Annotated in this window: 28 protein-coding genes; 17 read left to right on the forward strand and 11 right to left on the reverse strand. The window is 72.3% G+C overall.

Going from position 1 to position 25,760, the window contains the following annotated elements:
• The first annotated feature begins 183 nt into the window (after nt 1-183).
• Genes QSK39_RS29655 through QSK39_RS29695 form a run of 9 tightly spaced genes read left to right on the forward strand, consistent with a single transcriptional unit; the run spans nt 184 to nt 9,736 of the window.
• A complete protein-coding gene (locus QSK39_RS29655; protein ID WP_285481129.1) occupies nt 184-1,428 on the forward strand; it encodes an ABC transporter substrate-binding protein in 1,245 nt (414 codons plus the stop codon).
• A complete protein-coding gene (locus QSK39_RS29660; protein WP_285481130.1) occupies nt 1,425-2,438 on the forward strand; it encodes a branched-chain amino acid ABC transporter permease in 1,014 nt (337 codons plus the stop codon). The genes QSK39_RS29655 and QSK39_RS29660 overlap by 4 nt, the downstream gene beginning before the upstream one ends.
• A complete protein-coding gene (locus tag QSK39_RS29665; RefSeq protein WP_285481131.1) occupies nt 2,435-3,484 on the forward strand; it encodes a branched-chain amino acid ABC transporter permease in 1,050 nt (349 codons plus the stop codon). The genes QSK39_RS29660 and QSK39_RS29665 overlap by 4 nt, the downstream gene beginning before the upstream one ends.
• Entirely contained in the window at nt 3,481-4,215 is a 735-nt protein-coding gene (locus QSK39_RS29670) for an ABC transporter ATP-binding protein (RefSeq protein ID WP_285481132.1), read from the forward strand. The genes QSK39_RS29665 and QSK39_RS29670 overlap by 4 nt, the downstream gene beginning before the upstream one ends.
• Nucleotides 4,202-4,903, forward strand: a complete 702-nt coding sequence (locus tag QSK39_RS29675) for an ABC transporter ATP-binding protein (RefSeq protein WP_285481133.1) — start codon at nt 4,202-4,204, stop codon at nt 4,901-4,903. The genes QSK39_RS29670 and QSK39_RS29675 overlap by 14 nt, the downstream gene beginning before the upstream one ends.
• Nucleotides 4,900-6,249, forward strand: a complete 1,350-nt coding sequence (locus tag QSK39_RS29680; protein WP_285481134.1) for an MmgE/PrpD family protein — start codon at nt 4,900-4,902, stop codon at nt 6,247-6,249. Before QSK39_RS29675 ends, QSK39_RS29680 begins: the two co-directional genes overlap by 4 nt.
• Nucleotides 6,249-6,884, forward strand: a complete 636-nt coding sequence (locus QSK39_RS29685) for an aspartate/glutamate racemase family protein (protein WP_285481135.1) — start codon at nt 6,249-6,251, stop codon at nt 6,882-6,884. The genes QSK39_RS29680 and QSK39_RS29685 overlap by 1 nt, the downstream gene beginning before the upstream one ends.
• Nucleotides 6,881-8,245, forward strand: a complete 1,365-nt coding sequence (locus tag QSK39_RS29690) for an FAD-dependent oxidoreductase (protein ID WP_285481136.1) — start codon at nt 6,881-6,883, stop codon at nt 8,243-8,245. The genes QSK39_RS29685 and QSK39_RS29690 overlap by 4 nt, the downstream gene beginning before the upstream one ends.
• A gap of 21 nt (nt 8,246-8,266) precedes the next feature.
• On the forward strand, nt 8,267-9,736 hold the full coding sequence (locus QSK39_RS29695) for a dihydroorotase (protein ID WP_285481137.1): 1,470 nt from the start codon (nt 8,267-8,269) through the stop codon (nt 9,734-9,736).
• 23 nt (nt 9,737-9,759) lie between these two features.
• On the opposite strand, the gene QSK39_RS29700 is transcribed toward QSK39_RS29695, so the two are convergent.
• Both QSK39_RS29700 and QSK39_RS29705 read right to left on the reverse strand, forming a co-directional pair.
• Nucleotides 9,760-10,575, reverse strand: a complete 816-nt coding sequence (locus QSK39_RS29700) for an IclR family transcriptional regulator (RefSeq protein ID WP_285481138.1) — start codon at nt 10,573-10,575, stop codon at nt 9,760-9,762.
• Nucleotides 10,576-10,678: 103 nt separating this feature from the next.
• A complete protein-coding gene (locus QSK39_RS29705; RefSeq protein ID WP_285481927.1) occupies nt 10,679-11,074 on the reverse strand; it encodes a RidA family protein in 396 nt (131 codons plus the stop codon).
• A 93-nt stretch (nt 11,075-11,167) separates the two neighbouring features.
• Between QSK39_RS29705 and QSK39_RS29710 the strand changes: the two genes are divergently transcribed.
• Nucleotides 11,168-12,118, forward strand: coding sequence for a helix-turn-helix transcriptional regulator (locus QSK39_RS29710; protein ID WP_285481139.1), 951 nt, complete (start codon nt 11,168-11,170; stop codon nt 12,116-12,118).
• Here QSK39_RS29710 and QSK39_RS29715 read toward each other — a convergent pair.
• Nucleotides 12,115-13,143, reverse strand: coding sequence for an epoxide hydrolase family protein (locus tag QSK39_RS29715; RefSeq protein WP_285481140.1), 1,029 nt, complete (start codon nt 13,141-13,143; stop codon nt 12,115-12,117). The genes QSK39_RS29710 and QSK39_RS29715 overlap by 4 nt on opposite strands.
• Nucleotides 13,144-13,180: 37 nt before the next feature.
• On the opposite strand from QSK39_RS29715, the gene QSK39_RS29720 reads away from it, so the two are divergent.
• Entirely contained in the window at nt 13,181-13,741 is a 561-nt protein-coding gene (locus tag QSK39_RS29720; protein WP_285481141.1) for a TetR/AcrR family transcriptional regulator, read from the forward strand.
• Here QSK39_RS29720 and QSK39_RS29725 read toward each other — a convergent pair.
• Nucleotides 13,712-14,284 (reverse strand): TetR/AcrR family transcriptional regulator, encoded by a 573-nt coding sequence (locus QSK39_RS29725; protein WP_285481142.1) that lies wholly within the window; start codon nt 14,282-14,284, stop codon nt 13,712-13,714. The two genes, QSK39_RS29720 and QSK39_RS29725, sit on opposite strands and share 30 nt — an antisense overlap.
• 48 nt (nt 14,285-14,332) lie before the next feature.
• Here QSK39_RS29725 and QSK39_RS29730 point away from each other — a divergent pair, with 48 nt between their 5' ends.
• The 3 genes from QSK39_RS29730 (at nt 14,333) to QSK39_RS29740 (ending at nt 17,963) form a co-directional block, all read left to right on the forward strand.
• Nucleotides 14,333-15,223, forward strand: a complete 891-nt coding sequence (locus QSK39_RS29730) for an SAM-dependent methyltransferase (protein WP_285481143.1) — start codon at nt 14,333-14,335, stop codon at nt 15,221-15,223.
• A gap of 65 nt (nt 15,224-15,288) precedes the next feature.
• The gene (locus QSK39_RS29735; protein WP_285481144.1) at nt 15,289-17,049 is read left to right on the forward strand and encodes a glycoside hydrolase family 3 protein; all 1,761 of its coding nucleotides are present in this window, start codon (nt 15,289-15,291) and stop codon (nt 17,047-17,049) included.
• On the forward strand, nt 17,049-17,963 hold the full coding sequence (locus tag QSK39_RS29740; RefSeq protein ID WP_285481145.1) for an alpha/beta hydrolase fold domain-containing protein: 915 nt from the start codon (nt 17,049-17,051) through the stop codon (nt 17,961-17,963). Before QSK39_RS29735 ends, QSK39_RS29740 begins: the two co-directional genes overlap by 1 nt.
• Here the strand turns inward: QSK39_RS29740 and QSK39_RS29745 are convergent.
• Genes QSK39_RS29745 through QSK39_RS29760 form a run of 4 tightly spaced genes read right to left on the reverse strand, consistent with a single transcriptional unit; the run spans nt 17,932 to nt 21,441 of the window.
• Complete coding sequence (locus QSK39_RS29745) at nt 17,932-18,639, reverse strand: alpha/beta hydrolase (RefSeq protein ID WP_285481146.1); 708 nt, start codon at nt 18,637-18,639, stop codon at nt 17,932-17,934. The genes QSK39_RS29740 and QSK39_RS29745 overlap by 32 nt on opposite strands.
• Nucleotides 18,636-19,895 (reverse strand): amidohydrolase family protein, encoded by a 1,260-nt coding sequence (locus QSK39_RS29750; protein WP_285481147.1) that lies wholly within the window; start codon nt 19,893-19,895, stop codon nt 18,636-18,638. The genes QSK39_RS29745 and QSK39_RS29750 overlap by 4 nt, the downstream gene beginning before the upstream one ends.
• Before the next feature lie 31 nt (nt 19,896-19,926).
• Nucleotides 19,927-20,691: an SDR family NAD(P)-dependent oxidoreductase gene (locus QSK39_RS29755; RefSeq protein WP_285481148.1), complete on the reverse strand. Its 765-nt coding sequence runs from the start codon at nt 20,689-20,691 to the stop codon at nt 19,927-19,929.
• Between the two features lie 12 nt (nt 20,692-20,703).
• Nucleotides 20,704-21,441: an SDR family NAD(P)-dependent oxidoreductase gene (locus tag QSK39_RS29760; protein WP_285481149.1), complete on the reverse strand. Its 738-nt coding sequence runs from the start codon at nt 21,439-21,441 to the stop codon at nt 20,704-20,706.
• A 121-nt stretch (nt 21,442-21,562) separates the two neighbouring features.
• Here QSK39_RS29760 and QSK39_RS29765 point away from each other — a divergent pair, with 121 nt between their 5' ends.
• The 3 genes from QSK39_RS29765 to QSK39_RS29775 are packed head-to-tail and all read left to right on the forward strand — an operon-like array spanning nt 21,563 to nt 23,822.
• A complete protein-coding gene (locus tag QSK39_RS29765; protein ID WP_285481150.1) occupies nt 21,563-22,129 on the forward strand; it encodes a carboxymuconolactone decarboxylase family protein in 567 nt (188 codons plus the stop codon).
• The gene (locus QSK39_RS29770) at nt 22,126-22,992 is read left to right on the forward strand and encodes a fumarylacetoacetate hydrolase family protein (protein WP_285481151.1); all 867 of its coding nucleotides are present in this window, start codon (nt 22,126-22,128) and stop codon (nt 22,990-22,992) included. Before QSK39_RS29765 ends, QSK39_RS29770 begins: the two co-directional genes overlap by 4 nt.
• Nucleotides 22,947-23,822: a fumarylacetoacetate hydrolase family protein gene (locus QSK39_RS29775; RefSeq protein ID WP_353051094.1), complete on the forward strand. Its 876-nt coding sequence runs from the start codon at nt 22,947-22,949 to the stop codon at nt 23,820-23,822. Before QSK39_RS29770 ends, QSK39_RS29775 begins: the two co-directional genes overlap by 46 nt.
• A gap of 12 nt (nt 23,823-23,834) precedes the next feature.
• Here QSK39_RS29775 and QSK39_RS29780 read toward each other — a convergent pair whose 3' ends face one another.
• The 3 genes from QSK39_RS29780 to QSK39_RS29790 form a co-directional block, all read right to left on the reverse strand.
• The gene (locus QSK39_RS29780) at nt 23,835-24,347 is read right to left on the reverse strand and encodes a roadblock/LC7 domain-containing protein (RefSeq protein ID WP_285481152.1); all 513 of its coding nucleotides are present in this window, start codon (nt 24,345-24,347) and stop codon (nt 23,835-23,837) included.
• Nucleotides 24,344-24,712, reverse strand: coding sequence for a hypothetical protein (locus QSK39_RS29785; protein WP_285481153.1), 369 nt, complete (start codon nt 24,710-24,712; stop codon nt 24,344-24,346). Before QSK39_RS29785 ends, QSK39_RS29780 begins: the two co-directional genes overlap by 4 nt.
• A gap of 216 nt (nt 24,713-24,928) precedes the next feature.
• Nucleotides 24,929-25,756, reverse strand: a complete 828-nt coding sequence (locus tag QSK39_RS29790; protein WP_285481154.1) for an alpha/beta fold hydrolase — start codon at nt 25,754-25,756, stop codon at nt 24,929-24,931.
• Nucleotides 25,757-25,760: the final 4 nt, after the last annotated feature.

The raw sequence follows: 25,760 nt of genomic DNA on the forward strand, positions 1-25,760 counted from the left end.
GCTGATGACGTCCGTGTTTCGTAGCGACGTCTCTCCGTGTTTCCCAAGTTCGCACTGATCGCACGGGTCCGTCAAGTTATGCGCAGATGTTGACCTGAAGTCGGGGCGGGTGTCACGATAACCGGCAACGAATCTGGCGTTTCGCTAGGCGGAACGACAGCCCTTCCAGTGGGAAGAGGTGACATGTCCGCACGAATGCTCGTCGCGGGACTCGGGGCCGTGGCCCTGCTCGTGACCGGGTGCGGGGGATCGGCGCCGATGGGCGCCGGGGGCGCCGCCGCGGGGCGGGACGAGGGCCCGGTGAAGATCGGGGCACTGCACCCGGTCAGCGGGTCGAACGCGGTCGACGGCCTGCAGATGCGCCGCGGCGCGCAGTTGGCGGTCGACGCGATCAACGCCGCCGGCGGCATCAAGTCGCTCGGCGGCCGCAAGGTCGAGCTGGTCACCGGCGACACCCAGGGCAAGGCCGACATCGGGCAGAGCGAGGCCCAACGGCTGATCTCGGCCGGCGCGGTGAGCCTGGTCGGCACCTACCAGAGCGCGGTGAGCACCAACGTCGCCGTGGTGGCCGAGCGCAACCGGGTCCCGTTCGTGATGGACGTGACCGCGTCCGACGCGATCTTCTCGCACGGCTACAAGTACTCCTTCCGCGTCCAGCCCGGCAGCAAGGCGATCGCCACGGCCGCCGCCCAGTACCTGAAAGCGGTTTCGGACCAGGCGGGCAAGCCGGTCCGCAAGGTCGCGTTCCTGCACGAGCAGAGCGACTTCGGCAGCGGCGCGGCCGACGCCTTCAACGCGGCCGCGAAGCAGCTCGGCATCGGGATCGGCCCGAACATCAGCTACGACGCCACCACGGTCAGCGACCTGACCGCCCAGGTCACGCAGGTCAAGGCCTCCGGCGCGGACGTGCTGGCCGTCGCCGGTTACTACCGCGACAGCCTGCTGGCGGCCAAGGCGATCGCCTCGGTGAAGCCGGACCTCAGCGCGGTCTGGGGCGTCTCAAACGGCGCGTACGACCAGCCGAAGTTCGTCGCCGACGCCGGCGCGCTCGGCAACCTCTACTTCAGCGCCAACTACCACTACGACGCGACCAACCCCGAGACCGTCGCACTGCGCGAGAAGTACCAGAAGCAGTACGGCGACCCGATGCGCACCGGCGCGGTCCTGTCCTACGACGCGGTCCAGGTGATCGCGCACGGCGTCGAGCAGGCCGCGAGCACCGACCCGGAGAAGGTGCGGGACGCGATCGCCGCCGCCCAGGTCGCGCCGCTGACCGTCGGCCGCGGGCCGATCCAGTTCGCGCCGAACGGCGACAACCGCAACGCCTTCCCGGTGCTGATGCAGGTCCGGGACGGGCGGGTCCAGCAGGTGTATCCCCCCGAAAAAGCCGAATCCCGGCCCGACTACAGGGTGGCGTGGCGACCATGACCGAACTCGACACCGGGGCGCCCGTCGTCCCCGAAACCGCACCACCCGACCGGAAAGCCAAGGCGGACAAGGGGTTCCTCGGCCGCGCCGGCATCGTGGCCGCCGTCCTCGTCGTCGCGATCGTGCTAGCGCTGGTGCAGTCCGGCAGCGGGCTGGTGGTCTGGCAGTCGGTGGTCACCGGCATCCTGACCGGCGGGCTCTACGGCCTGATCGCGATGGGCCTGACGCTGATCTTCGGCGTGCTCGACATCGTGAACTTCGCCCACGGCGCGTTCCTCGCGGTGGCGATGTTCCTTTCCTTCGGCATGGTCCAGGCGACCGGCTTGCACCCGTACCTGACGCTCGTCGTCGCGGTGCCGGCGCTGTTCCTCCTCGGCGCGGCCGTGCACCGCGGGCTGCTGTCCGGAGCGGGCGGGCGATCGCTGGAGAACCAGCTGCTGATCACGCTCGGCCTGTCATTGCTGCTGGAGAACGGCCTGCTGATGTTCTTCGGCGCCGAGCCCAAGACCATCGCACTGCCGGGCGACTTCCAGTTCCCGCTGCTGGGCGCGGTGGTCGCGGGTTCGCGGCTGTACGCGTTCCTCGGCGCCATCGTGCTGGGCGGGCTGTTGTTCTGGCTGCTGCGGCGAACCCGGCTGGGCACGGCGATCCGCGCGGTCGCGGCGAACGCGCCGGGCGCGGCACTGGTCGGCATCAACGTCCGCCGGATGCACACGCTGACCTTCGCCATCGGCACGGCGTGCGCGGGTGCCGCGGCGGTGCTCGCCGGCCCGCTCGTCACGGTGACCCCGACGCTGGGGGAGCAGTTCAACATCACGGCGTTCGTGGTCGTGGTGCTGGGCGGGATGGGCAACGTCGTCGGCGCGCTCGTCGGCGGCCTGCTGATCGGGCTGGTCGAGCAGCTCACCACGATCTACCTGGGCGGCCAGAGCTCCCTGCTCGGCGTGTTCGTGGTGTTCGTGCTGGTGCTGTTCCTCCGCCCGCAGGGCCTGTTCGGGAGGCGCGCATGAGCACCATCACCATCGCGGCGCCGACCGGTTCCGAAGGCGCCGTCAAGGCACCGCCGCTGCGGCCGCAGAACAAGCAGCTGGCCATCCTCGCGATCCTCGTGATCGTCGCGATCCCGCTGCCGCTGATCCTGCCCGCCGCGCAGGGTGCCGTCGCCGTGCGGATCCTGATCTTCCTGCTGATGGCCGTCGGCTGGAACATCATGAGCGGCTTCGGCGGGATGTTCAGCTTCGGCCATGCCGCGTACTTCGGCCTCGGCGCCTACACCAGCGCGTACCTGCTGGTGAAGCACAACGTGTCGCCGTGGATCGGGATGCTGGCCGGGATGGCGGTGGCCGCCGCGGTCGCCGTGGTCATCGGCTACTTCTCCTTCCGCTACAAGCTTCAGGGCGCCTACTTCGCGCTGGCGACGTTCGCGTTCGCGGAGATGCTGAGGCTGATCGTCACGAGCAGTACGTTCGCCAACAAGGCCGTCGGGTTCAGCGTGCCGCTGATCCAGGACTCGTCGCTGTGGCTGATCCAGTTCCCGGCCGACTCGCCCGCGTACTTCTGGGTGGCCCTGGTCCTGGCCGGGGCGGCGGTCGCGATCAGCATCGTGTTCCTGCACTCCCGCGCCGGCCGGTACGTCACGGCGATCCGCGACGACGAACTGGCGGCGGCGTCGCTGGGCGCCCCGGTGCTGCGGCACAAGCTGATGACGGTCGCGCTGTCGGCGGCGATCACCGCCGTGGCGGGTGCGTTCTACACGCAGTACTACCTGTTCGTGAACCCCGATCTCGGGTTCGGCTCGGCCATCTCGATCCAGGCGATCGTGCCCGTCGTCATCGGCGGCATCGGCACGGTCTGGGGCCCGGTGGTCGGCGCGATCATCATCGGCTCGCTCACCGACGTCACGGCGACGCTGCTGCGCACCCCGCCGGAGTTCCTGGGCTTCCTGCAGGGCCGCAGCGGACTGGACGTCGTGTTGTACGCGGTGCTGGTGATCCTCATCGTGCGGTTGTTGCCCAAGGGGATCGTCGGAACCATCGCTGCGAGGTGGCGTCGATGAGCATCGTGGAAGTCACCGGTGTCGGCAAGGCATTCCGCGGCGTGCACGCACTGTCCGATGTGGACCTCGACGTCGCCGAAGGCGAGATCCTCGGCGTCATCGGGCCCAATGGCGCGGGCAAGACCACGCTGTTCAACGTCATCTCCGGCGCGCTGTCCCCGGACACTGGCCGGGTGCGGCTGGCCGGCGACGACGTCACCGGCCGCGCACCCGATCGGATCGCGCGGGCCGGCATGGTCCGCACGTTCCAGCTGATGCGGCCGTTCGCGAGCATGACGGTGGCGCAGAACGTCAGCCTCGCCGCGCAGCACCACCGCCTGAGCGCGAAAGCCCTGCGGGAGCACGCGCTCGACGTCGTCGAACGGGTGGGGCTCGGGCCGTGGGCCCACCGCAACGCGACCGACCTGCCGACCGCCGGACTCAAGCGCCTCGAACTGGCCCGGGCGCTGGCCACCCGGCCGAAGGTGCTGCTGCTCGACGAGGTGCTGGCCGGGCTCGTTCCCGCCGAACGCGAGCCGGTGCTCGACCTGCTCGCCGGCCTGCGCGAGCAGGAGGGCGTCACGCTGGTGTTCATCGAGCACATCATGGCCGCGGTGATGCGGCTGGCCGACCGCGTGCTCGTGCTCGACCAGGGCCGCGTGCTGGCCGTCGGGTCACCCGAAGCGGTCACCAGCGACCCGCGGGTCATCGACGCCTACCTCGGTGAGGAGCCGACCCATGCTGACGCTTGAGAAGGTGTGCGCCGGGTACGGCCGGATGCGGATCCTGCACGACGTCGACCTGCGCCTCGACGCCGGGGAGATCGTCGCGCTGGTCGGCGCGAACGGCGCCGGCAAGACCACGACGCTGCGCAGCATCTGCGGTCAGCTCAAGCCGCTGTCGGGCACTATCACGCTCGACGGCACGCCGACCGCCGGCCGCCGCCCGGACGAGCTGGTGCGCGACGGCCTGGTGCACGTGCCCGAGGACCGGGCGCTGTTCGGCACGCTCACCGTCGAGGAGAACCTGCGGATGGGCGCGTGGACCCGCACGCCCGCGCAGGCCGCGAAGTCGTTGAAAGAGGTCTACGAGCTGTTCCCGGTGCTCGCCGAGCGCCGGACGCAGGTCGCGCAGACGTTCAGCGGCGGTCAGCAGCAGATGCTCGCGATCGGCCGGGCGCTGATGGCCGGCCCGCGGCTGCTGATGCTCGACGAGCCGTCGACCGGGCTTTCGCCGAAACTGACCTGGACCGTGCTGGAGGCGGTGCGGCGGATCCGGGACAGCGGGGTGGCGGTGCTGCTGGTCGAGCAGAACGCGAAGCAGGCCTTGGCCATCGCGGATCGGGCGTACGTGCTGGAAAGCGGGTCGACCGTGCTGGAAGGCACCGGCGCCGAGCTCGCCGGCGACAACCGCGTCAGGAAGGCGTACCTGGGACTGTGAAACGCGAACAAGCCGCTTCCGCCACCGCTTCGCTGGGCGCGTGGGTGTCCGAACTGGACGTCACGGGTGTCCCGGCCGCGGTGCTGGACCGGCTCGCCCTGGTGCTTCTGGACGTCGTCGGCGTCACCGCATTGGGTGCTTCGCTGCCTGAGCACCGGGCGCTGCGTGACGCCTGGCGAGCGCCCGCGGGTCCGGCGCCGCTGATCGGCGGCGGGCGGCTGGTCACGACCGACGCAGCGGCCTGGCTCAATGCCGTAGCGCTCGTTTCGCTGGAGCTGGACGAGGGCCACAAGTACGCGAAGGGCCACCCCGCCGCCCACGGGTTCCCCGCGGTGCTGGCGCTGGCGGCCGAGCTGGACAGCACGGGCGCGGACACGGCGGCGGCGCTGCTGGCCGCGTACGAGGTGGCCGCGCGGTTCGGCCGCGCGACCACCCTGCGCGCGGGCGCGCACCCGCACGGCAGCTGGGGCGTGCCCGGCGCGGCGGCCGGGTGCGCGCGCCTGCTCGGCCTCCCGCCGGGCGCGGCCGCGGCCGCCATCGACACCGCGGCCGGAATGGGCATCGCCGGGCACTTCGACTCGGCGACCCAAGGCAACCCGGTGCGCAACGCCTGGCTGGGCGCCTCGGCGACGTCCGGGCTCGCGGCGGCCCGGATGGCGGCGGCCGGGATGGCCCGCACCACGGGCACGGCTGCCCTGTCCCTCGGCACGCTGCTCGGCGAGTTCGACGCGGGCGAGCTGACCGCGGACCTGGGCACCCGCTGGGACATCACGCGCGGTTACTTCAAGCGGCACGCGTCGTGCTCCTTCACCCACCCGGCGGCGGACGCGGTGCTCGAACTGCGCTCACGGCCGGCGTTCCGGGCCGAGGGCATCACGCACATCCTGGTGGAGACCCACGTCCTGGGCGCCGGGTTGTCCGATGTGGACTGGTCGAACCGGCTCTCGGCGATGTTCTCGACGCCGTTCGTGGTGGCAACGGCGGCGCTGACGGGCGAGATCGGGCCCGCGAGCCCGCTGTGCGACGCCGGCGTGCGATCCCTGGCGAGCCGGGTGCGGGTCGTCGAAGCCGCCGACCTGACCGCACGCCTGCCGGACGAGCGCGCGGCCCGCGTGACGGTCGCGTTCGCCGACGGCACCTCGCTGACCTGCGAAGTCCCCAACCCGATCGGCGACGCCGACCACCACCCCCTGACCGAGTCCGATGTGGTCGCCATGCTCGGGAAGTGGCTGCCCGGGCCGGTCGTGAACCGTGCGGCCGCCCTGGGCCGCGACCTGCCGGGCCTGCCCCGCGTCGGCGCGGCGCTGCGCGAGCTGGCCGGAACTGCAGAAAAGGAGCCGAACTGATGCGTGCCCTCGCGGTGACGCCCATCCACCTGCCGCCCGAGGAGATCCGGCGGCGGCAAGAACGCTACGACCGGCTCGCCCCACCGGGGCTCGAGATCGAGCTGCGGGACGTCGGCCCGTCAGCCCCGAAGACCCTGGACACCGACGAGTCCATGCGCGTCTCGGAGAACGCCGTCGCCGCCGCGCTCAAAGCAGCCGGGGACGGCTGGGACCTGGCCTTCCCGGACTGTGTGCTGGACCCGGCCGTCCCCGACGCCGTCGCCGAACCTGCGCTGCCGGTGCACGGCCTGCTCAAGCTCTCGGCCACCTACCTCGCGGCGAAGGGCGTCCGGTTCGGCGCCGTCGTGCGCAACGAAGCCATCGCCGAGGAGTTCGCGAAACGCATCGCCGCCTACCGGCTGACCGAGTACCTCGCCGGGATCCGCGTGCTGGACCTGCCGTTCTCCGCGATCGCCGAGACCGAGACGTGGAACGCGGCTCTCGGCACGGCCGTCCGCGAGCTGGCCGGACTGGGCGCGACGGCGGTGATCAACGGCTGCTCGGCCGTCGACGTCGAACCCGCGGACCTCCCGGCACGGATCGTCGATCCCACCGAACTCGCGATGCGGCTGCTGGCCGTCGAGGAGCAGCGGTGACCGACGGACCCGACCTCGTCGTCGCCGGTGCGGGCGGCGGGCTCGCCGGTGCCCTGCGCGCCGCCGAACTCGGCTTGACCGTGCTGGTCGTCGAGGCGAGTGCGCACTTCCGGCGGGGCAACAACACCTCGATGTCCACGGCGATGTTCCCCGGCGCCGGCTCCCGCTGGCAGACCGAGGAAGGCGTCGACGACTCGCCCGAGAAGTTCGTCGCCGACATCATGGCCAAGACGCACGGGCAGGCCGACCCTCGGCTGGCCCGGACCCTCGCCGACGTGAGCGCCCCGCTCGTCGAGTGGCTCGCGGACTCGGCCGGGCTGCCCCTCGAGCTGGTCACGGACTTCAACTACCCCGGGCACTCCGTCCCGCGCTGCCACTCGATCGCGGGTCGCCACGGCTCCGGCGTCATCGACCACCTCGCCCGTCGCGTAACCGAGCACGAGAACATCGAGCTGCTCGCCCCGGCAAAACTGGTCGACGTCCTGTCCGATGTGGATGGTGTTCGTGCCGCCGTCGTCCGGTACCCGGACGGCACCGAGGAGGAGATCCCGACCCGGGCGGTCCTGCTGGCCACCAACGGCTTCGGGGCCGACGCGGACCTCGTCAAACGCCACCTGCCGGAGATCGCGGGGTCGCTCTACCAGGGCAGCGACCAGTCGCTCGGCGACGCGCTGCGCATCGGCGAGAAGCTCGGCGCCGCGACCGGGTTCCTCGACGCCTACCAGGGCCACGGCGCGGTGTCGGCCAGTGCGGGCACGCTCGTCGGCTGGGCGACGATCATCCACGGCGGGATCCTCGTCGACCTCGAAGGCCGCCGCTTCGGCAACGAGATCCGCGGCTACTCCGAGTACGCCGCCGAGCTGGCCGCACGTCCCGGCTCGACCGGCTGGATCGTGCTCGACGAGACGATCTTCGAGCAGTGCCAGCCGTTCCAGGACTTCCGGGACGTGGTCTCCGCCGGTGCGCTGGTCTGGGCGGACGACGCTCCCAGGCTCGCGAAAGCAACGGGCCTGCCGGACTCACTGACCGAAGAACTCGCCACTGCGGCCGCCATCGCCCGCGGTGAGCGTGAAGACGGCCACGGCCGCACGAACTGGGAACGTCCGCTGTCGGGGCGGTACGCCGCGGTCCGTGTGGTGCCCGCGCTGTTCCACACCCAGGGCGGCCTGCTGGTCGACGAGCACGCCAACGTCGTCGACCCCCAGGACCGCCCGATACCCGGGCTGTACGCCGCCGGTGGCGCCGCGGCGAGCATCTCCGGCCACGGCGCCGCGGGCTACCTGCCCGGCAACGGCCTGCTGCCCGCCTTCGGCCTGGCCTACCTGGCCGCCGGCGACGTCGCCCGGCGCCGAAACCCCTGACCCCGCAAGCTGAGGAGAGAAATGGCAACGACGGAACTGCTCGTGAAGAACGTCCGGGTCGTGCGGCCCGACGACGCCGACGGGTCCGAGCCGGAACTGCTGGACATCGCCGTGAACGACGGCACCATCACCCGGGTCGCGAAGGACCTGCCGACCGACGACGCCGCCCAGGTCGTCGACGGCCGTGGCCTGCTGGCTTTCCCCGGCGTCGTCGACGCGCACCAGCACTGGGGCATCTACAACGAGCTGGCCACCGACACCCGCACCGAAAGCCGCGCGAGCGCGCAGGGCGGCGTCACGACGTCGCTGACGTACATGCGCACCGGCCAGTACTACCTGAACAAGGGCGGCAGCTACCGCGACTTCTTCCCCGAGGTGCTCAGCGCGTCCGAGGGCAACGCCTACGTCGACTACGCCTTCCACCTCGCGCCGATGAGCTCGCAGCACATCTCCGAGATCCCTTACCTGGTCGAGGAATTCGGCGTCACGTCGTTCAAGATCTTCATGTTCTACGGCAGCCACGGCCTGCACGGCCGCTCGACCAGCCAGAGCGACTTCCTGATGATCCCGCCGGACGAGCGGTACGACATCGCGCACTTCGAGTTCGTGATGCGCGGGGTCCAGCAGGCGCGCGAGGTCCTGACCGAGTACGCGCCGCACCTGTCGCTCTCGCTGCACTGCGAGACGGCGGAAATCATGACGGCGTACACGAAACTGGTGGAACAGGACGGCTCGCTGTCGGGCCTGCGGGCCTACAGCGCGTCGCGGCCGCCGCACTCCGAGGGGCTGGCCGTCACCATCGCGTCGTACCTGGCGCACGAGACCGGGCTGCCCAACATCAACCTGCTGCACCTGTCGTCGGAGAAGGCGCTGTCGGCCGCGCTGACGATGGGGAAGGCGTTCCCGCACATCGACTTCCGGCGCGAGGTGACGATCGGGCACCTGCTGGCCGACGTCGACACCGCGTCCGGCATCGGCGGCAAGGTCAACCCGCCGCTGCGGGAGCGCGAGGACGTCGAGGCGCTGTGGCGGCACGTGCTCGCCGGCGACGTCGACTGGGTGGTCAGCGACCACGCGTGCTGCCGCGACGAGCTGAAGTTCGGCGAGGACCGCGACGACGTCTTCCTCGCGAAGTCCGGCTTCGGCGGAGCCGAGTACCTCCTGCCCGGTCTGGTCGGCGAAGGCACCAAGCGCGGCCTTTCGCTGCAGCGGATCGCTCAGCTGACGTCGCAGAACCCGGCACGCCGCTACGGCTTGCTGAAGAAGGGCACGATCGCCGAGGGCTTCGACGCCGACTTCGCGCTCGTGGACCCGGACGTCCGGTGGACCGTGCGCGCGGCGGAGTCCGAGTCGACGCAGGAGTACACGCCGTTCGAGGGCTTCGACATGACCGCGAAGGTGACCGACACGTTCGTGCGCGGGAACCACGTGTTCGCCGACGGCAAGATCGTGGGCGACCCGGTGGGCCGCTACCTCAAGCGCGGCCGGTGATCCGGGGCGGCCGGTGGGTGTCCCTACCGGCCGCCCGGCTCCTGCAGCCAGGCCCAGCTCTGCCGGATCTCCGCCGCCGCTTCGCGCACGAGGTCGCGGTAGCGGCCGACGGCGTCGGGCGTGAAGCGGTACTGCGGACCGCAGATGCTGACCGAACCGTGGACCTCGCCGTCCGGGCCGAACAGGGGAGCGGCGACGGACCCCGCGCCGGGCTGCCGTTCCCCGAGCGAGACGGCGACGCCGTCGCGGGCCACCTCGGCGAGGACCTCGCGCAACTGCTCGGCGGCGGTGATCGTGTGCTCGGTCAGCGCGGGGAGCTCCCGGTGCAGCAAGGCCTCCCGGCGCTCCTCGGGCAGGGACGCGAGGATCACCTTCCCGGAGGAGCCGGCGTGCAGCGGGAACCGCTTGCCGAGCTCCACGGTCATCTTGATCTCACGCGGGCTCTCGAACTGGTCGAGGTACACGCGTTCGTCGCCGACCAGGCCGGAGAGCGTGGTCGTCTCGCCGGTCTCGTCCCGCAGCCGCCGCAGGACGGGGGTGGCCGCGACGCGGGCGTCGAACCGGCGCAGGGCGCTCGCCCCGAGGGCGACGGCCGCGGGGCCGAGCCGGTAGCCGGCGACGCCGGGGTCGGTGGCCAGCATCTCGCGCGAGACGAGCGACTGCAGGATCCGGTAGACGACCGCCTTCGACAGGTCGAGCTCCCGGCTGATCGTGCTGACGCCCAGGTACCGGGGGCCGCCGGTGAAGAGCAGGAGCACGTCGGCGACCCGGGCGGCGGCCTCGGTGCCGGTGTTGTCCGACGCGGCGGGCTTGCGCCCGGCGGTACTGTTGACGGCCAAGCTCGTCGTCCTCGGTTCGTTTCGCTGACAGGAACGGTTCGACGCGAAGCATAGCACTTTGGGGCCTTGCCTAAGGTGAACCGTTCCGGCCAGCGATACGTCGTTACGCGACCGCCGTCCCTTCCAGCTCGACCAGCTGGCCGGGGATCGCCAGCCGGGTGACGCCGAGCATCGTCGTCGCCGGGGCCACCCCGGCCGCGCCCAGCCGCGCCGCCAGCACGCCGTAGTGCGGGAAGAGCCCGTCGACGTCGGTCGTGTAGACGTTCAGCCGGACGAGGTTCGCCAGCGTCATGCCGGCCTCGCCGAGCACGGCCTCGAGGTTGTCGAGGCTCAGCGCCAGCTGCGCGGCCACGTCACCGTCGTGCTCGGGCTTGCCCTCGGCGCTCATCGCGGTCTGCCCGGAGCAGTACAGGGTCCGGGTGGCCCCGGAGACGAGCTCGCCCTGGTTGAACCCCATCTCCGCCGACCACGTCGTCGGGTTGACCGCCGTTCGTTCCACTGCCACATCAGCTCCGTTCGCTTCGACTTCGGTACCCGGGACCTTTCCGGCAAATCACGACATCCTCTGTCGGGTATTCGCTAGGGTTTCCGCATGCGTGCCGACCGGCTGGTTTCGCTGGTCCTGCTGCTGCGCCAGCGCGGCCGGCTGACCGCGGACGCCCTCGCCCGCGAGCTGGACGTGTCCACCCGGACCGTGCTGCGCGACATCGAGGCGTTGTCCACGGCCGGTGTCCCGGTCTACGCCGACCGCGGCCGGCACGGCGGGTTCTCGCTGCTGCCGGGGTTCCGGACCGAGCTGACCGGGCTGAACCACGACGAGGCGCTGGCCCTGCTCGCCACCGGCCCGGGCCTCGGCCTCGGCCCGGCGCTCGCTTCGGCCCGGCGCAAGGTGGTCGACGCGCTGCCCGAGAGCCACCGGGCGGCGGCGAGCGACGCGGCCCGCCGGTTCCTGGTCGAGCCGGAGACCGACCTGCTGTCCCGTCGCCCGGTGACCGAGGAGGTCCCCGGCCCGGCGATGATCGAGATCCGGCGCGCGGTCCTTTCCGGGCACAAGCTGCGCATCCACTACGCAGCGGCCGACCAGGAGCCGCGGTGGCGCACGGTGGACCCGATCGGCCTGGTGACCGTCCGCGACCGGGGTTACCTGCTGGCCACGAGAGCCGGCGCGGACCGCACCTACCGGCTGTCGCGGGTGCAGGCCGCCGAGAGGCTGCCCGAACCGGCGCAGCGGCCGGACCGGGTCGACCTGGACCGGGTCTGGCGGGAGCGCTGCGCGCAGTTCCTTTCCGGCGGGCACATCGCCGTGCTGCTGCGGGTGGATCCGAAGCGGCGGGAGGAAGTGCTGAGCACCGCGGTGGCGGTCCGCGCGGCCGAACCCGACCCGGCCGGCTGGCTGCGGCTGGAGGCGACGTTCCAGGACGCGTGGCACGCCGAGTGGGCGCTGTGGCAGCTCGGCACGGACGCGGAAGCCTTGGCGCCGCAGTCGTTGCGCGCCGCGTTGCGTGACCGTGCCGCGGCGATCGCCGCCCGGTACGAAGACTAGCCGCCCAGCTCCACCGCGCGGCGCAGGTCGCGGACGTAGGCCTCGGGCTGTTCCCACGCGGCGAAGTGGCCGCCGGCCGAATGCTCCACGTACTCACGCACGTTCAAGAACGCTTCGGCGTAGCTTCGCGGCTCCGGCTTGATGTCGTCCGGGAAGATCGACAGCACCGTCGGCGTCCCGATCCGGTCCGGGAGGGCGACCGGTTCGGTGTACGTCGTGAACGAGGTGCCGATCGTGCCGGTGACCCAGTACGCCGTGATCCACGTCAGCAGGTCGTCGAGCGTGAAGGCCGAGGCGCCGGACCAGGCCTCCAGCTTCTCGGCGAGCCACGCCGCGAGGCCGGCGGGTGAGTCGCCGAGGGCGACGGCGAGGGTGTTCGGCCGCGTCGACTGCTCGGCGATGTAGCCGCCCTCGCTCCGGAACCACCGTGCCGCCCGGCCGAGGTAGGCGGCCGCGCCGGGCGCGAGCTTCGCCGGGTCCGCCGTCAACGCCCGTTGCGGAGCGACGTTCGTGAGGTGCAGGGCCGCCACCCGGTCCGGGTGCTCGCCCGCGAGGACTTCCGCGACGGTGCCACCCACGTCGCCGCCCGACAGCGTGTAGCGCGGGTACCCGAGTTCGGCGAGCCCGGCCGCGACGACCTCGGCGATCCGGCCGGCCGACATGCCGGGCGCGGTGAGCGGGGCCGCGAACGGGAAGCCCGGCAGCGCGGGGACCACTACGTGCACGTCCGTGAGCAGCGGCAGCACGCGTTCGAACCGCAGCACCGAATCCGGCCAGCCGTGCAGCAGCACGACGACCGGGGCGCCGGGATCCGCGGCCCGCTGGTGGATCACCCGCAGGCCGGTGCCGACCGTGACCCAGGGGAGTGCACGGATGCGGCGCTCGTGCGCGTCCCAGTCGTAGCCGCCGGCCCAGCGCGCGAGCAACTCGTCGAGCCGGGTGCCGGTGATGCCGCGTGTCTGGTCGGCGGTCCAGGGAGTGGTGACCCGCCGGGTCCGCCGGAGCCGGTCTCTCAGTTCGTCCATGTGTACGACGATACACATGATGTGTATGCTCGTACACATGACTTCTCGCGACGCGGCGGCCACCCGGCAGCGGATCCTCGAGCAGGCGCGGCGCCAGTTCGCCCGGCAGGGCTACACCGCGATCACGGTGAAGGGCGTGGCCGACGCGGCCGGCGTGTCACCCAACCTCATCACGCGCTACTTCGGGGGCAAGGAAGGCCTGTTCCTCGCGGCGACCCGGGTGGAGATCCCGGTCGAGGGCTCCTTCGACGGCAGCCGGTCCGAGCTGGGTGCGCGGCTCGCGGCCAGCATCGTCCGGCGCTGGTCCGGCGACCCGGGGGAGGACCCGCTGCTGGTGCTGCAACGCGCATCCGGTGAACGCCCGGAGGCCGCGGATGCCCTCGCCGCCTTCCTCGACACGAACTCCCTGGAGCCGCTGCACCGCTACCTGCGCGACAGCGGCCTGGACGACGCCGAGGCCCGCCGTCGCGCCGCCGCGATCGACGCCTTCGTGCTCGGGGTCTCGACCCGCCGCCGGGTACTGCGCTCGGAACTCGGTGACCCCGCCGAACTCCAGGCCTGGCTGGCCTCAGTGATCCAGCGCCTCGCCGACGGGTGACCGGCGGGCTTCGAACCCGCGGACCAGGAGCGCGGCGAACCGCCGCCGGGCCGCCGGGGTGCGCGCGTGCAGGCCGATGTCGGCCCTGAGCACGAGGTTCAGGTCGGCCAGGCCGACGTCGGGGCGCAGGTGGCCGGACTCCTTGGCGCGGTCGAGCAGACGGGCCGCGGACGTCAGCGAGGCCGTCCGCATCGCGGTCAGGTCCACCGCGCGGGGGAAGGCGGACTTGAAGGCCGTCGTGAAGCCGTGGTCGCTCGCTTGCAGCGCACAGAGCTTCCCGACCGCTTCGCGGAAGCCACGCCAGGGATCGGGGTCGGCGAGTCCTCCGTCCACAGCGGACTGCCAGGCCGAGACCCGCTCGGTGAACACCGCGGCGACGAGCGTTTCCTTGGCCGGGAAGTGGCGGTAGACGGTCGCGGGCCCGACGCCGGCGCGCCGGGCGATCTCCCGGACCGGCACGTCCAGGCCCTCGGTGACGAACACCGCGCGCGCCGCGTCGAGGATCCGGGCCACGGAAGGCCGGCGAGGCAAACGGGCGGTCACCGCTCTCACTTTAGCCAGGCGGTCGCGAGCGTCCACTACGGTCCGCCGATGACTTCAGACTGGGACCCGGCGTCCGGTGTCGGCGCGACCGCGACCATGGCCGCGATGGCCCGCGCGATCGCGACCCGCACCGACACGCTCATCGACGACCCCTTCGCCGCACCGCTCGTCCGGGCGGTCGGCATCGACCTCCTCACCCGGCTGGCCACCGGCGAACTGCCGCCCGGTGACCTGGTCGACCGGACGGCGATCGACGGGGCCAAGGTGCGGACCCGGTTCTACGACGAGTTCTTCCTGGAGGCGACGAACGCGGGCGTCACCCAGGTGGTGATCCTGGCTTCGGGGCTGGATTCGCGGGCGTACCGGCTGCCCTGGCCGGCCGGGACCGTGGTCTACGAGCTCGACCGGCCGCGGGTCGTGGAGTTCAAGACCCGGACGCTGGCCGGGCTGGGTGCCGAGCCCACGGCCGACCGGAGGGTCGTCCCCGTCGATCTGCGCGAGGACTGGCCGACCGCACTGCGTACGGCCGGGTTCGACCCGGCGCGGCCGAGCGCGTGGAGCGCCGAAGGCCTGCTCGGCTACCTGCCACCCGAGGCGCAGGACCGCCTGCTGGACAGCGTCACCGAGCTCAGCGCACCGGGGAGCCGGGTGGCCACCGAAAGCCGGCCGAACCCGCGGCCGGGCGCGGAGAGCAGGACCAAGCGGCGGCTGGACGGCATCTCCGAGCTCTGGCGCGAACACGGTTTCGACACCGACATGACGAAGCTGCGGTACTTCGGCGAGCGCACCGAAGCGGCCCCGTACCTGACCGGCCTCGGCTGGACGCTGACCGCCGTCACCACCCGGGACCTGCTGGCCGCCCAGGGCCTTCCGCCCCTGACGGACGACGACCTGCGCATGGGCGAGCTGCGTTACGTCAGCGGCGTCTTCGAGGTCTAGCCGGGCGTGCCATTGAATGGCACGCCGATGGGCACCGCCCGGAGCGGGCGGCCATGCTCGGCCGCATGCTCCCGTACCAGGATCCCGCGCGGCCCACCGAGGAGCGCGTCCGTGACCTGCTCGGCCGGATGACCCTGCCGGAGAAGGCCGGGCTGCTGTTCCACGCCCCGGTGGCGGTCACCGCCGAGGGTGGTTTCGTCGAGCGGCCGGCCGGCCCGCTGCCGACCGCGCCGACGACGGAAGTGGTGCGGGACCGGCACGTCCGCTGCCTGGCGCTGATGGCGCCGGTCTCGGCCGGGCCCCTTTCCCGCTGGCACAACGAAGTCCAGCGGATGGCGGCCGGGAGCCGGCTGGGCATCCCGGTGCTCGTCTCGTCCGACCCGCGGCACTCGGCGAACGAGAACCCGCTGACGTCGGTGCCTTCCGGTGGCTGCTCGCGCTGGCCCGAACCACTCGGGTTCGGTGCGCTGGCCGACCCCGGTGCGGTGCGCGCGTTCGCCGAAGTCGTCCGGGCCGAATACGCGGCGGCCGGGATCCGGCTGGCCCTGCACCCGATGGCCGACCTGGCGACCGAACCGCGGTGGTGCCGCACCTCGGGCACGTTCGGCGCCGACCCGCACGTGGTCGCCCGGCTGGCCGCCGCCTACGTCGAAGGTCTGCAGGGCGCGGACCTGGGGCCGGGTTCGGTGGCGGCGATGGTCAAGCACTGGCCGGGCGCGGGCCCGCAGGCCGGCGGCGAGGACGCGCACTTCGCGTCCGGCAAGGACCAGGTCTACCCCGACGGGCGCTACGAGGAGCACCGAAACGTCTTCCGCCCGGCGCTGCGGGCCGGGGCGGCGGCGGTGATGCCGTACTACGGCCGCCCGGTCGGCGTGCCGGGCCTCGACGGCGTCGGGTTCGCCTTCGACCGCGAGGTGATCGCCGGGCAGCTGCGCCGCGACGAAGGCTTCGACCGCCTGGTGTGCACCGACTTCGGGCTGCTCACCGACACGACGCTGCCGGACGGGTCGGTGTGGCCCGCGCGGGCCTGGGGCGCCGAGCACCTCGACGTCGCCGGGCGTGTGCTGCGGCTGCTCGACGCGGGTGTCGACCAGTTCGGCGGCGAGTGGTGCCCGGACGTCGTCGCCGGCCTGGTCGAAGCGGGCCGGCTGGCGGAGACGCGGGTCGACGAGTCCGCCGGGCGCGTCCTGACGCTGATGATGCGGCTCGGGTTGTTCGAAAACCCGTACGTCGACGAGGCACACGCGGCCGCCACCGTCGGGCGGGCCGACTTCACGGCCGCCGGAGCCGACGCGCAACGCCGGTCGATGGTGCTGCTCGCCGGGAGGCTGCCGCTGGAAACGGGAATCCGGCTGTACGTGGAAGGGATCGACCCCGCGGTGGCGGCCCGCTACGGGTCCCTAGTGGACACACCGGCCGAAGCGGACGCGGCGGTGGTGCGGATCGGCACGCCGTACGAGCCGAGAGCGCGGCTCCCGGAGGCCTTCTTCCACCAGGGCCGGCTGGACCTGCCGGCGGACGACCTCGACCACTTGCGCACCCTGATGGCCACCGTGCCGACCGTCGTCGACGTCTTCCTCGACCGGGCCGCCGTCATCCCCGAACTCGCCGAGCACGCCGCCGCCCTGCTGGCCGACTTCGGCGCGGCCGACGACGCCGTCCTCGACGTCGTCTTCGGCCACGCCACCGCCGAGGGCCGGCTGCCGATCGAGCTGCCGTCGTCCATGGCCGCCGTCGAAGCCCACCCGGAGGACCGGCCGGGCGGCACCGCGAACCCGCTGTTCCCGCTCGGGCACACCGCCCGCGTCCCCGAAAGGCAGGCCTGATGCCCGTCCACCCCGCGATGGCCGCGAAGTTCCCGCTGCTGGACGGCGTTCCGTCGTTCGGCGCGCTGATCACCGACCCGGCGTTCGCCGAGCGGCGCGCGGAGTTCGAGCGCCCGCCGGTGCCCGACGACGTCCCGGATGTGTCCACAGTGGCCGACAGGGTCGGCGATGTTCCGGTGCGGATCTACGGAACCGGCTCCACGTGCCTGGTCTGGCTGCACGGCGGCGCGTTCCGGATGGGCGACCTGGACATGCCCGAAGCCGACCGGGTGGCCCGGGAACTCGCGCACCGGGCCGGGATCGTGGTGGTCAGCGTCGACTACCGGCTCGCGGTGGGCGGGGTCGCGTACCCGGCGCCGCACGACGACGTCGTCGCGGTCCTGCGGTGGGCTCGCGACGAGCTGGGCGTCGACCGCGTCTGCGCGGGCGGGGCGAGTGCGGGCGGCAACCTGGCGGCGGGCGCGGCCCTGCGCCTGCGTGACGAGGACGGCTGGCAGCCCGAGGTGCTCGCGCTCGTCTACCCGGTGCTGCACCCGCTGCTGCCGCCGGCGCCGGCGTCGCTGGTCGCCAGGATGGCCGAGGTGCCCGCGATCCTGCACTTCCCGCCCGCCGAGGTGCGCGCGACGACGGAGAACTACCTGGGCGGGCCGGTGAGCCGCGCCGACGGCTACGCGATGCCGGGCCTGGCCGTCCTGGACGGGCTCTGCCCGACGCTGGTGCTCACCGCCGAGTACGACGACCTGCGGGTCTCCGGTCAGGTCTTCGCCGGGCAGCTGGCCGAGGCCGGCGTGGACGTCCGGCACGTCGTGGTGCCGTCGATGCTGCACGGGTTCCTGAACCTCCCGCCCACCTTGGCCGAGGTGGGGCGGGCGGTGGACCTGATCATCGAGGCAGTGCGGCCCGCAGGAACTTGACGGACGTGGCCACCACGGCCGCGGGATCGGCGCCCGTCCAGCGGTGGCGGGCGCCGGGCACCAGGTGCAGCTCGACCGGCGCGCCCACGGCCTCCAGCGCCTCGGCCAGCCGGACGCTCTGCGTGGCGGGCACGAGGTCGTCGTCCTCGCCGTGCATCAGCAGGACCGGCGGCGCGCCGGCGTGGGCGTACGACAGCGGGCTGGCCTCGCGCGCGAGATCCGGCACCGACTCCGGGGGTGCGCCCAGCAGGAGTGCTTCACGGGACACGCCGTCCGGTGCCGCGGGCACCCCGAGCAGGTCGGTCGGCGGGAACCAGGCGACCACACCGTCCACTTCGGACCCGCCGAGCGCCGCGAGCAGCGCCAGGTGCGCACCCGCCGACTCGCCCCAGAGGAACACCGGGTTCCCGTCGCGGACGAACTCGACGGCCGCGCGCACGTCGTCCAGCGGTGCGGGGAAACTCGCCTCGCCACTGAGCCGGTAATCGGCCATGGCGACCCGGAACCCCTGCGCCGCCAGCTCGGCGGCCAGGTGCTCGAAGCCCGGCAGCGGCGTGAGCCGGGAGCCGCGCCGCCAGCCGCCGCCGTGCAGGTACACGATCGTCGCGACCGCGTCGGCCGGCTCGGTCAGGTCCAGCTCCAGGGGCCGGAACCCGGGCACCTCGCGGTAGATCACGCGGCCTGCTTGTGGAAGCGGCCGCCCTGCATGATCACCTCGAGGTTGGCCGGGTCCTGCAGCAGCGTGACGTCCGAAACCGGGTCGCCGCGGACGACGAGCACGTCGGCGAAGTAGTCCTCGGTGAGCAGCCCGACCGGCAGGTCCATCACCTGGCCGCCGTGGAAGGTGGTCGCCCGCAGCGCTTCGGCGGGGGAGTAGCCGAAGAGCCGGACGAACAGCTCGAGGTCGCGGGCGTTGCGGCCGATGGGGTTGTTCGGGAACCCGTAGTCGCCGCCGGGCAGCACGCGCAGGCCGCGCTTGCGCAGCTCCGGGTACAGCCGCTCCATCGCTTCGAGGGACTTCACCGACCCCATCTTCTCCGCCATCGCCGTGTCGATGCCGAACTCGGCGCCTTCGTGGACGTTGGCCCACATGATGCCGACGGCGGGGGAGAGGAAGATCGAGTCCTTGTGCGCTTCCAGGAGGTCGATCGCTTCGGGATCGGCGTAGGAGCAGTGGTAGATCGAGCGGAACCCGGCCCGCACCGCCCGCTTGATCGCCTCGGGGGCCTGGGCGTGGCAGTTGAGCCACACCCCGGACTCGCGCGCCTGCTCACCGGCCGCGGCCGCCTCTTCGGCGCTGTACTGGGTGACCATCGAGCCGCCTTCGAAGAAGACGTCGTCGTTGCTCATCAGCAGCTTCACGCTGTCGAAGCCGAGCTCGGCCTGCTCGCGGACGAAGGCGCGCACGGCGTCCGGGCCGGTTTCCTGCGGGGCAGGCCCGTCCGGGCCCATCCGGACCGGGTTGTTGTCCCGCTCGAACGACGCCGCCCGCATCCGCGGCCCGGCGGCCAGGCCGGCGGCGATCCGGTCGCGCAGCCGCACCTCGGTGGGCACCGGCGTCAGCGAGCCGGCGGAGTAGGCGCTGGTGAACCCGTGGTCGAGCAGGATCCGGGCGTTGCGTTCGGCGATCGCCAGGTGCTCGTCCGGGCTCGGCATGCGGTGGAAGAAACTCACGTCGATCGGCGGGTTGAACGACGGGTCGACGTGCCCGAGCGCGGACGGGAACGTCAGGTGGCAGTGCGACTCCACCAGGCCGGGCAGGACGGTGGCGCCGCGGCAGTCGACGACGTGGTCGTCCGGCTCCGGCTCGGTGCCGCCGCCGGGGCGCACGCTCTCGATCCGGTCGCCGCGGACGACGACGTCGCCGGGGACGGCGGGGGAGCCGCTGCCGTCGAAGACACGCCCGCCGGTGAACACGACTCTGGGTCCCATCTGCGGCCTCCTCGCCGAAATCATGCCGGGATCACGCGCCGAGCATCGTGTAGCCGCCGTCGGCGACCAGGAAGCCGCCGGTGATGTGCGCGGCTTCCTCGGTGGCGAGGAACAGCGCCGCGCCGGCCAGCTCCTCGGGCTTGGGGATGCGGCCCATCGGGGTCGCGTCGCGCAGCTTCTCCGCGCGGCCCGTCTTCCAGTCCTCGCGGCCGAGCGTGGCTTCGGTTTCGATGAAGCCGGGGGCGAACACGTTCACCCGCACGGTGGGCGCGAAGGCGTGGGCGTAGGACTTGGTCAGGCCGATGATCCCGGCCTTCGCCGCCGCGTACTGCGGGGCGCGGGCGCTGCCGCGCGCGACGACGGTCGAGCCGATGTTCACGATCGCGCCGCCGCCCTGGGCGAGCATCCGGTCGCCGAACTCGTGCGTGCACAGCAGCGTGCCCTTGATGTCGACGGCGAGCACGTGGTCGACGGACTCCTCGGTGAGGTCCCGCCACGACATCTGCTCGCGGGCGACGTCGCCGACGTTGTTGACCGCCACGTCGACCCGGCCGAAGTGGCTCCACACCTCGTCGGCCATCCGCTTGATCTGCGCGTGCTCGGAGATGTCGGCCTGGACGAGGAAAGCCTTGCGGCCCAGCTCTTCGACGCGCGCCGCGGTGCGCTCGGCACCGGCGCGCGAGCCGCGGTAGTGCACGGCGACGTCGGCACCTTCGCTCGCGGCCTTGACGGCGATCTCGGCACCGAACCCGGTGCCGGCGCCGGTGACGAGGACGGTCTTGCCGGTGAAACGCACGAAAGGACTCCTTCAGACGAGGGTGCGGCCGCCGTCGGCGTACAGGACGTGTCCCGTGACGAAGGCGGCGTGGTCGGAACAGAGGAACAGGATCGGGCCGGTCAGGTCTTCGGTGGTGCCCAGCCGCCCGGCCGGGACGAGCCCGGTGAGGCCGTCGCGGACGCCGGGCTTTTCGAGGTGGTCGTGGGTCAGCGCGGTCTCGGTGTAGCCGGGCGCGACGGCGTTGACCGTGACGCCCGAGGCCGCCCACTCGCGGGCCATCACCCGGGCGAGCTGGTTGACCGCGCCTTTGGTGGCCGCGTACGGCGCGTGGTGCGGGTGGGCGAGCAGACCGGACACCGAGGAGAGGTAGACGATCCGGCCGTAGCCGCGGGCGACCATCAGCTCGCCCGCCGCCCGGCCGGTCCAGAACGCGCTGTCGAGGTTGACCGCGGTGATGCGGCGCCAGACGTCGTCGGGGGTTTCCAGCACCGGCCGCCGGTCGTTGACGCCGACCGCGTGGACGAACACGTCGAGCCGGCCCAGCAGCGCGTCGGCGCGGGCGACGCAGGCCCGGGCACTCTCCGCGTCGGTGAGGTCGGCACGCAGGGTGCGGATCCCCTTGGCGGCCAGGTCGTCGAGGCGCTCTTCGTCGACGTCGGCGACGACCACGTCGGCACCCGCGTCGGCGAGGGCGAGACCGGCCGCGCCGCCGATCCCGCCCGCGCCGGCGACCAGCGCGCCCTTGCCCCGCAGACCCAGCCAGTCCACTTCCGCTCCTCGCTCCCGACCTGGCGGCGACGCTAGGCGCGCGGTCGGCCGGCGCGGAACGGATGTGCCATTCAATGGCAGCCCGTCGACCGCTCGCCGGGGGTGCTGCTGGGATCGGGGCATGACGAGACTGCCCCGGCTGTCCCCGGCCGACCTGGACGACGACCAGCGCGCGCTCCGCGAAGCCATCGCCGGCGGTCCCCGGGCGGGCGGGCCGTTCCCGCTCACCGACGCCGCGGGCGCGCTGACCGGGCCGTTCAACGCCATGCTGTTCGCGCCGCCGGCCGGGCAGGCGCTGCAGCGGCTGGGCGCGGCCGTGCGGTACGAGACGACGATCGGCGATCGCGTCCGGGAGCTGGCGATCCTCGCGGTGGCGGCCCGGTGGGACTGCGCCTTCGAGCAGTACGCGCACGAGCCCGCCGCCCGAGCGGCCGGGGCCACCGACGCCCAGCTCACCGCCATTGCCGCGGGCGCCCTGCCGGAGGGCCTCGACGACGGTGAAACGGCCGCGCTGCGGTTCGTGCTGGCGCTGCTGGACGACGACGTCGACGACGTGACCTACGCCGAGTGCGTGCCAATCATTGGCAACCGCGTGGCCGTCGAGCTGACCACGCTGGTGGGCTACTACGCGACGCTGGCCCTTCAGCTGCGCGTCTTCCGAGTCACCGTCCCCGTGGAGCGCCCGTGAAGCTCGTGACCTTCGACGACGGCCTGGTCGGCCGTCTCGCCGACGACCTGGTCCTGGAACTCGACACCGCCTCGACGCGCGAGTTCTTCGAACGCGGCGGGAGCGTGCCCGAGACCGGGCGCCGCTTCCGCGCGTCGGAGGTGCGCCTGCGGGCGCCGATCGTGCCGAAGAAGTTCTTCCACACGGCGGGGAACTTCCGCGAGCACCACGACGACCTCGCCCGCGTGAACTGGTCGCACCCGGTCAACAAGGGCATCGTGTTCTTCCAGAACGTCGACGCGATCATCGGCCCCGGCGACGCGGTCGTGTACCCGTCGCACCTGACGAACGAGCTCGACTACGAGCTCGAGATGGCCGTCGTGATCGGCAAGCCCGGCAAGTTCTTCACCGCCGAGCAGGCGGCCGAGCACATCGCCGGGTACCTCGTCTTCAACGACATCACCGCCCGCGACATCCAGCGGCGCGAGATGGAGTCCGGGGTGTTCTCGTTCTCCAAGGCCATCGACACGTTCTGCCCGATCGGCCCGTACATCGTCACCGCCGACGAGGTCGGCGACCCGCACGACCTGGACATGGAGCTGCGGGTGAACGGCCAGGTGCGGCAGAAGTCGAACACCGGCCGGATGTCGCTGACGATCCCGGAGCTCGTCGCCTACCACTCGCCGCAGGTCTACAGCGCGGGCGACCTCATCACGACGGGCACGGTCGCCGGGGTCGCGGCCAGCACCGACGACCCGTTCGCCAACTACCTGAAGCCCGGGGACGTGGTCGAAGCCCAGATCGAGAAGCTCGGCGTGCTCCGCAACCGGGTCGTCTCGTGGGAAGACGCCTACGGGACTCCGCCGCCGGCCGGCCGCGCGTGATGCGCCTGGCCAACCTCGACGGCCGGGCCGCGCTGATCTTCGGTGATCGCGCGCTGGACGTCTTCGACGCCGGCGGCTTCGGCCCCGACCCGATGGACGTCCTGGAGAACTGGACGGCGTTCTCCGCGTGGGCGGCTTCGGTGGCGCCGGCCGGGAGCCCGTACGACCCGGCGCTGCTGGGGCCGCCCGTGCCGCGGCCCCGGCAGGTGTTCGCCGTGGCGCTCAACTACCCGCCGCACGCGGCCGAAGCCGGGTACGAGCCCCCGGCCGACCCGCTGGTGTTCACCAAGTTCCCGACCTGCATCGCGGGTCCACAAGAGACGGTCGAGCTGCCCGGCGACCGCGTCGACTGGGAAGTCGAGCTGGTCGCCGTGCTCGGCCGGGGCGGGCACCGGATCGCCGAAGAGCACGCCCTCGGGCACGTCGCCGGGTTCACCGTCGGCCAGGACCTGTCGGAGCGGCGGGTCCAGTCGCTCGGGAAGCCACCGCAGTTCTCGCTGGCCAAGTCGTTCCCCGGGTTCGGCCCGACCGGACCGCACCTGGTCACCGAGCTCGACCCCGAGGCCTCGATCACCTGCCTGCTCAACGACGAAGTGGTGCAGAAGGCGTCGCTGGCGGACCTGATCTTCGGCGTCCCGGAGCTGGTCGCCCGGCTCTCGGCGGTGTGCCGGCTCCTGCCGGGGGACCTGATCTTCACCGGTACCCCGGCCGGGGTCGGCAACCGCCGGACGCCGCCGCGCTACCTCACCGCCGGCGACGTGCTCACCAGCCGGGTCGAGGGACTCGGCGAGCTGGTGACCCGCTTCAGCGCCGGGCCGCCTCCCGGCTGACCCGGCGCCGGCTCACTCCGGCGAGGGCCGCGTCCGGTGCGCCGCTCCCAACGCCGGGAGCTGGTGCCTGAGCAGCGTCAACGCCTGCTTGGCGGCGAGGGTGAACAGCCCCATCGTGATGTCCGGCTGGCCGAACACGACGAGGAGCAGCGATCCCTCGACGGGGAAGACGCAGACGTAGCCGGAGCTGCCTTCGAACATCGCGCTGCGGGATTCGCCGATCCTGGCCTGCGCGGTGAACTGCGCGGCCAGGCCGATGGCCGCCGCCGACATGGCGGCGACGCTGTCCGCCTCGACCGACATCGTGTCGTCGGCCAGGACCAGGCCGTCGTGGGTGGCCACGAGCAGCCCGGCCACCTGGTCGACCTGGCCCTGGACCGTGCGCAACGCGTCGAGCATCCGCCCGGAGTCGAGGGGCGGGCGCTTCATCGCCCGGCCCCGCGGTGCGCCGGGGCTTTCCGGCGCCGGCGTGCGGACCGGCAGGGGCATGCGTGAGGACTGGCTGTGGGTGTCGGCACTCGTCATACGGACAGGCTGGTCTCGATGCGCCTGAGGCTGTGCCGCGCGAGCGCGAGGTTCGCGCGTTCGCGGTCCAGCACGAGGTAGAGGAACAGGGTGGAGTTGCCCCGGGCCGACAGCGGCCGGATCACGTGGTACTGGCGGTGGAGCGTGATGAGGATGTCCTCGATGCTGTCGTCGAGCCCGAGAGAGGACATGACGCGCAGTTTCGCCCGCACGACCTCGGTGTTTCCGGCCGCCGCGATATCCAGGTCGAGCCAGTCGCCACCGCCCAGGGAACCGAGGGACATTCCGCTGTCGTAGTCGACCAGGGTCGCGCCGACGGCGCCCGGAATGTTCATCGCTTCTTTCAACGCCAGGTCGATCGTCATGAAAGCCATCCTCCAGTGAGTGAACCACGTGCTATGTCCGCAATCGACCGGTCGGGGACTCGGCTTGGTCCATCCGGCGGGCCGATCGCGCAGGCATGTGACGTTATGTGTCGGCGGCAGTTTCACGTACGGCCGTTCGGAGCAACTTTCATTTCAGCTCGTGACTTGTTCGCGGGTCGTGCAATATGTTTCGGAATTCATTTTCCCGAATAGCGCTCACATGAGCGCGTAATCCGAATCTGCAATTTGCAGATCGCAAATAGCGTGCGCGAGTTCGGTGGGATGAGTGAGCGGCAGCAGGTGGTTCGCCCCCTCGATCGTCGCGACACGGGCGTCCGGCAACGCGGCCGCGAGGCGGGCGACCAGCCGGTGGGTCGGACCGGGGCTGGCCGCGCCCTGGACGAGGAGCGCCGGTGCGGTGACCCGGGCCGGGTCGGGCGGGGTCCACCGGCCGATGGCGGGGACCTCGTTGGTGAAGAAGAACTCCGCGTCGCGTTCGGCGCGCGCGAGTCCGTCCTCGCCGAGCACGTCGGTGAGCACAGTGCGGTAGTCGCGGCCGCAGACGGCGGCGTTGAACGCGTCGAAGGCCGCCGGGATGTCGCCGCGCGCCGCCGCGGCCATGGCCCCGCCCAGTGCCGCGCCGACGGTGGCGCCCACTTCGGGGAGGTCGGCCGGGTCGACGAGCTCGTCGACCAGCGGCGGCTCGGACAGCACCAGGCGTGCCACGAGATCCGGCCGGTCGAGCGCGAGCTGCAGCGCGATCGCGCAGCCGGAGGAGTGGCTGACGACGGTGGCCGGTCCGGTGCCGAGCCGGTCGAGCAGCGCCGCGGCGTGGGCCGCGTGCCCGGTGAGGTCGAGGGGTTCGCGCGGGACCTCGCCGCCGGTGTAGCCGGCGCGCAGCATCCGGATCACCCGGCCGGGCAGGCGGGTGGCCAGCGGCTCGAACCACGCCCCGAACACGCCGGCGTGCACGAGCAGGGTCGCGTCGCCGGCTCCGGTGTCCGTCCAGCCGATGGTGACGCCGTCGATCTTCGTGGTGTTCATGGTT

Source organism: Amycolatopsis sp. NBRC 101858, assembly GCF_030269325.1.
GTDB classification, from domain to species: Bacteria; Actinomycetota; Actinomycetes; order Mycobacteriales; family Pseudonocardiaceae; genus Amycolatopsis; species Amycolatopsis ponsaeliensis.

Bases quoted from the DNA above. Each gene is read 5' to 3' on its own strand.
- QSK39_RS29660 (WP_285481130.1), top strand. From the start codon at position 1,425: ATGACCGAACTCGACACCGGGGCGCCCGTCGTCCCCGAAACCGCACCA.
- QSK39_RS29670 (WP_285481132.1), top strand. From the start codon at position 3,481: ATGAGCATCGTGGAAGTCACCGGTGTCGGCAAGGCATTCCGCGGCGTG.
- QSK39_RS29675 (WP_285481133.1), top strand. From the start codon at position 4,202: ATGCTGACGCTTGAGAAGGTGTGCGCCGGGTACGGCCGGATGCGGATC.
- QSK39_RS29710 (WP_285481139.1), top strand. From the start codon at position 11,168: ATGCGTGCCGACCGGCTGGTTTCGCTGGTCCTGCTGCTGCGCCAGCGC.
- QSK39_RS29780 (WP_285481152.1), bottom strand. From the start codon at position 24,347: ATGACGAGTGCCGACACCCACAGCCAGTCCTCACGCATGCCCCTGCCG.
- QSK39_RS29655 (WP_285481129.1), top strand. From the start codon at position 184: ATGTCCGCACGAATGCTCGTCGCGGGACTCGGGGCCGTGGCCCTGCTC.
- QSK39_RS29790 (WP_285481154.1), bottom strand. From the start codon at position 25,756: ATGAACACCACGAAGATCGACGGCGTCACCATCGGCTGGACGGACACC.
- QSK39_RS29685 (WP_285481135.1), top strand. From the start codon at position 6,249: ATGCGTGCCCTCGCGGTGACGCCCATCCACCTGCCGCCCGAGGAGATC.
- QSK39_RS29735 (WP_285481144.1), top strand. From the start codon at position 15,289: ATGCTCCCGTACCAGGATCCCGCGCGGCCCACCGAGGAGCGCGTCCGT.
- QSK39_RS29740 (WP_285481145.1), top strand. From the start codon at position 17,049: ATGCCCGTCCACCCCGCGATGGCCGCGAAGTTCCCGCTGCTGGACGGC.
- QSK39_RS29785 (WP_285481153.1), bottom strand. From the start codon at position 24,712: ATGACGATCGACCTGGCGTTGAAAGAAGCGATGAACATTCCGGGCGCC.
- QSK39_RS29695 (WP_285481137.1), top strand. From the start codon at position 8,267: ATGGCAACGACGGAACTGCTCGTGAAGAACGTCCGGGTCGTGCGGCCC.
- QSK39_RS29750 (WP_285481147.1), bottom strand. From the start codon at position 19,895: ATGGGACCCAGAGTCGTGTTCACCGGCGGGCGTGTCTTCGACGGCAGC.
- QSK39_RS29730 (WP_285481143.1), top strand. From the start codon at position 14,333: ATGACTTCAGACTGGGACCCGGCGTCCGGTGTCGGCGCGACCGCGACC.
- QSK39_RS29765 (WP_285481150.1), top strand. From the start codon at position 21,563: ATGACGAGACTGCCCCGGCTGTCCCCGGCCGACCTGGACGACGACCAG.
- QSK39_RS29715 (WP_285481140.1), bottom strand. From the start codon at position 13,143: ATGGACGAACTGAGAGACCGGCTCCGGCGGACCCGGCGGGTCACCACT.
- QSK39_RS29720 (WP_285481141.1), top strand. From the start codon at position 13,181: ATGACTTCTCGCGACGCGGCGGCCACCCGGCAGCGGATCCTCGAGCAG.
- QSK39_RS29665 (WP_285481131.1), top strand. From the start codon at position 2,435: ATGAGCACCATCACCATCGCGGCGCCGACCGGTTCCGAAGGCGCCGTC.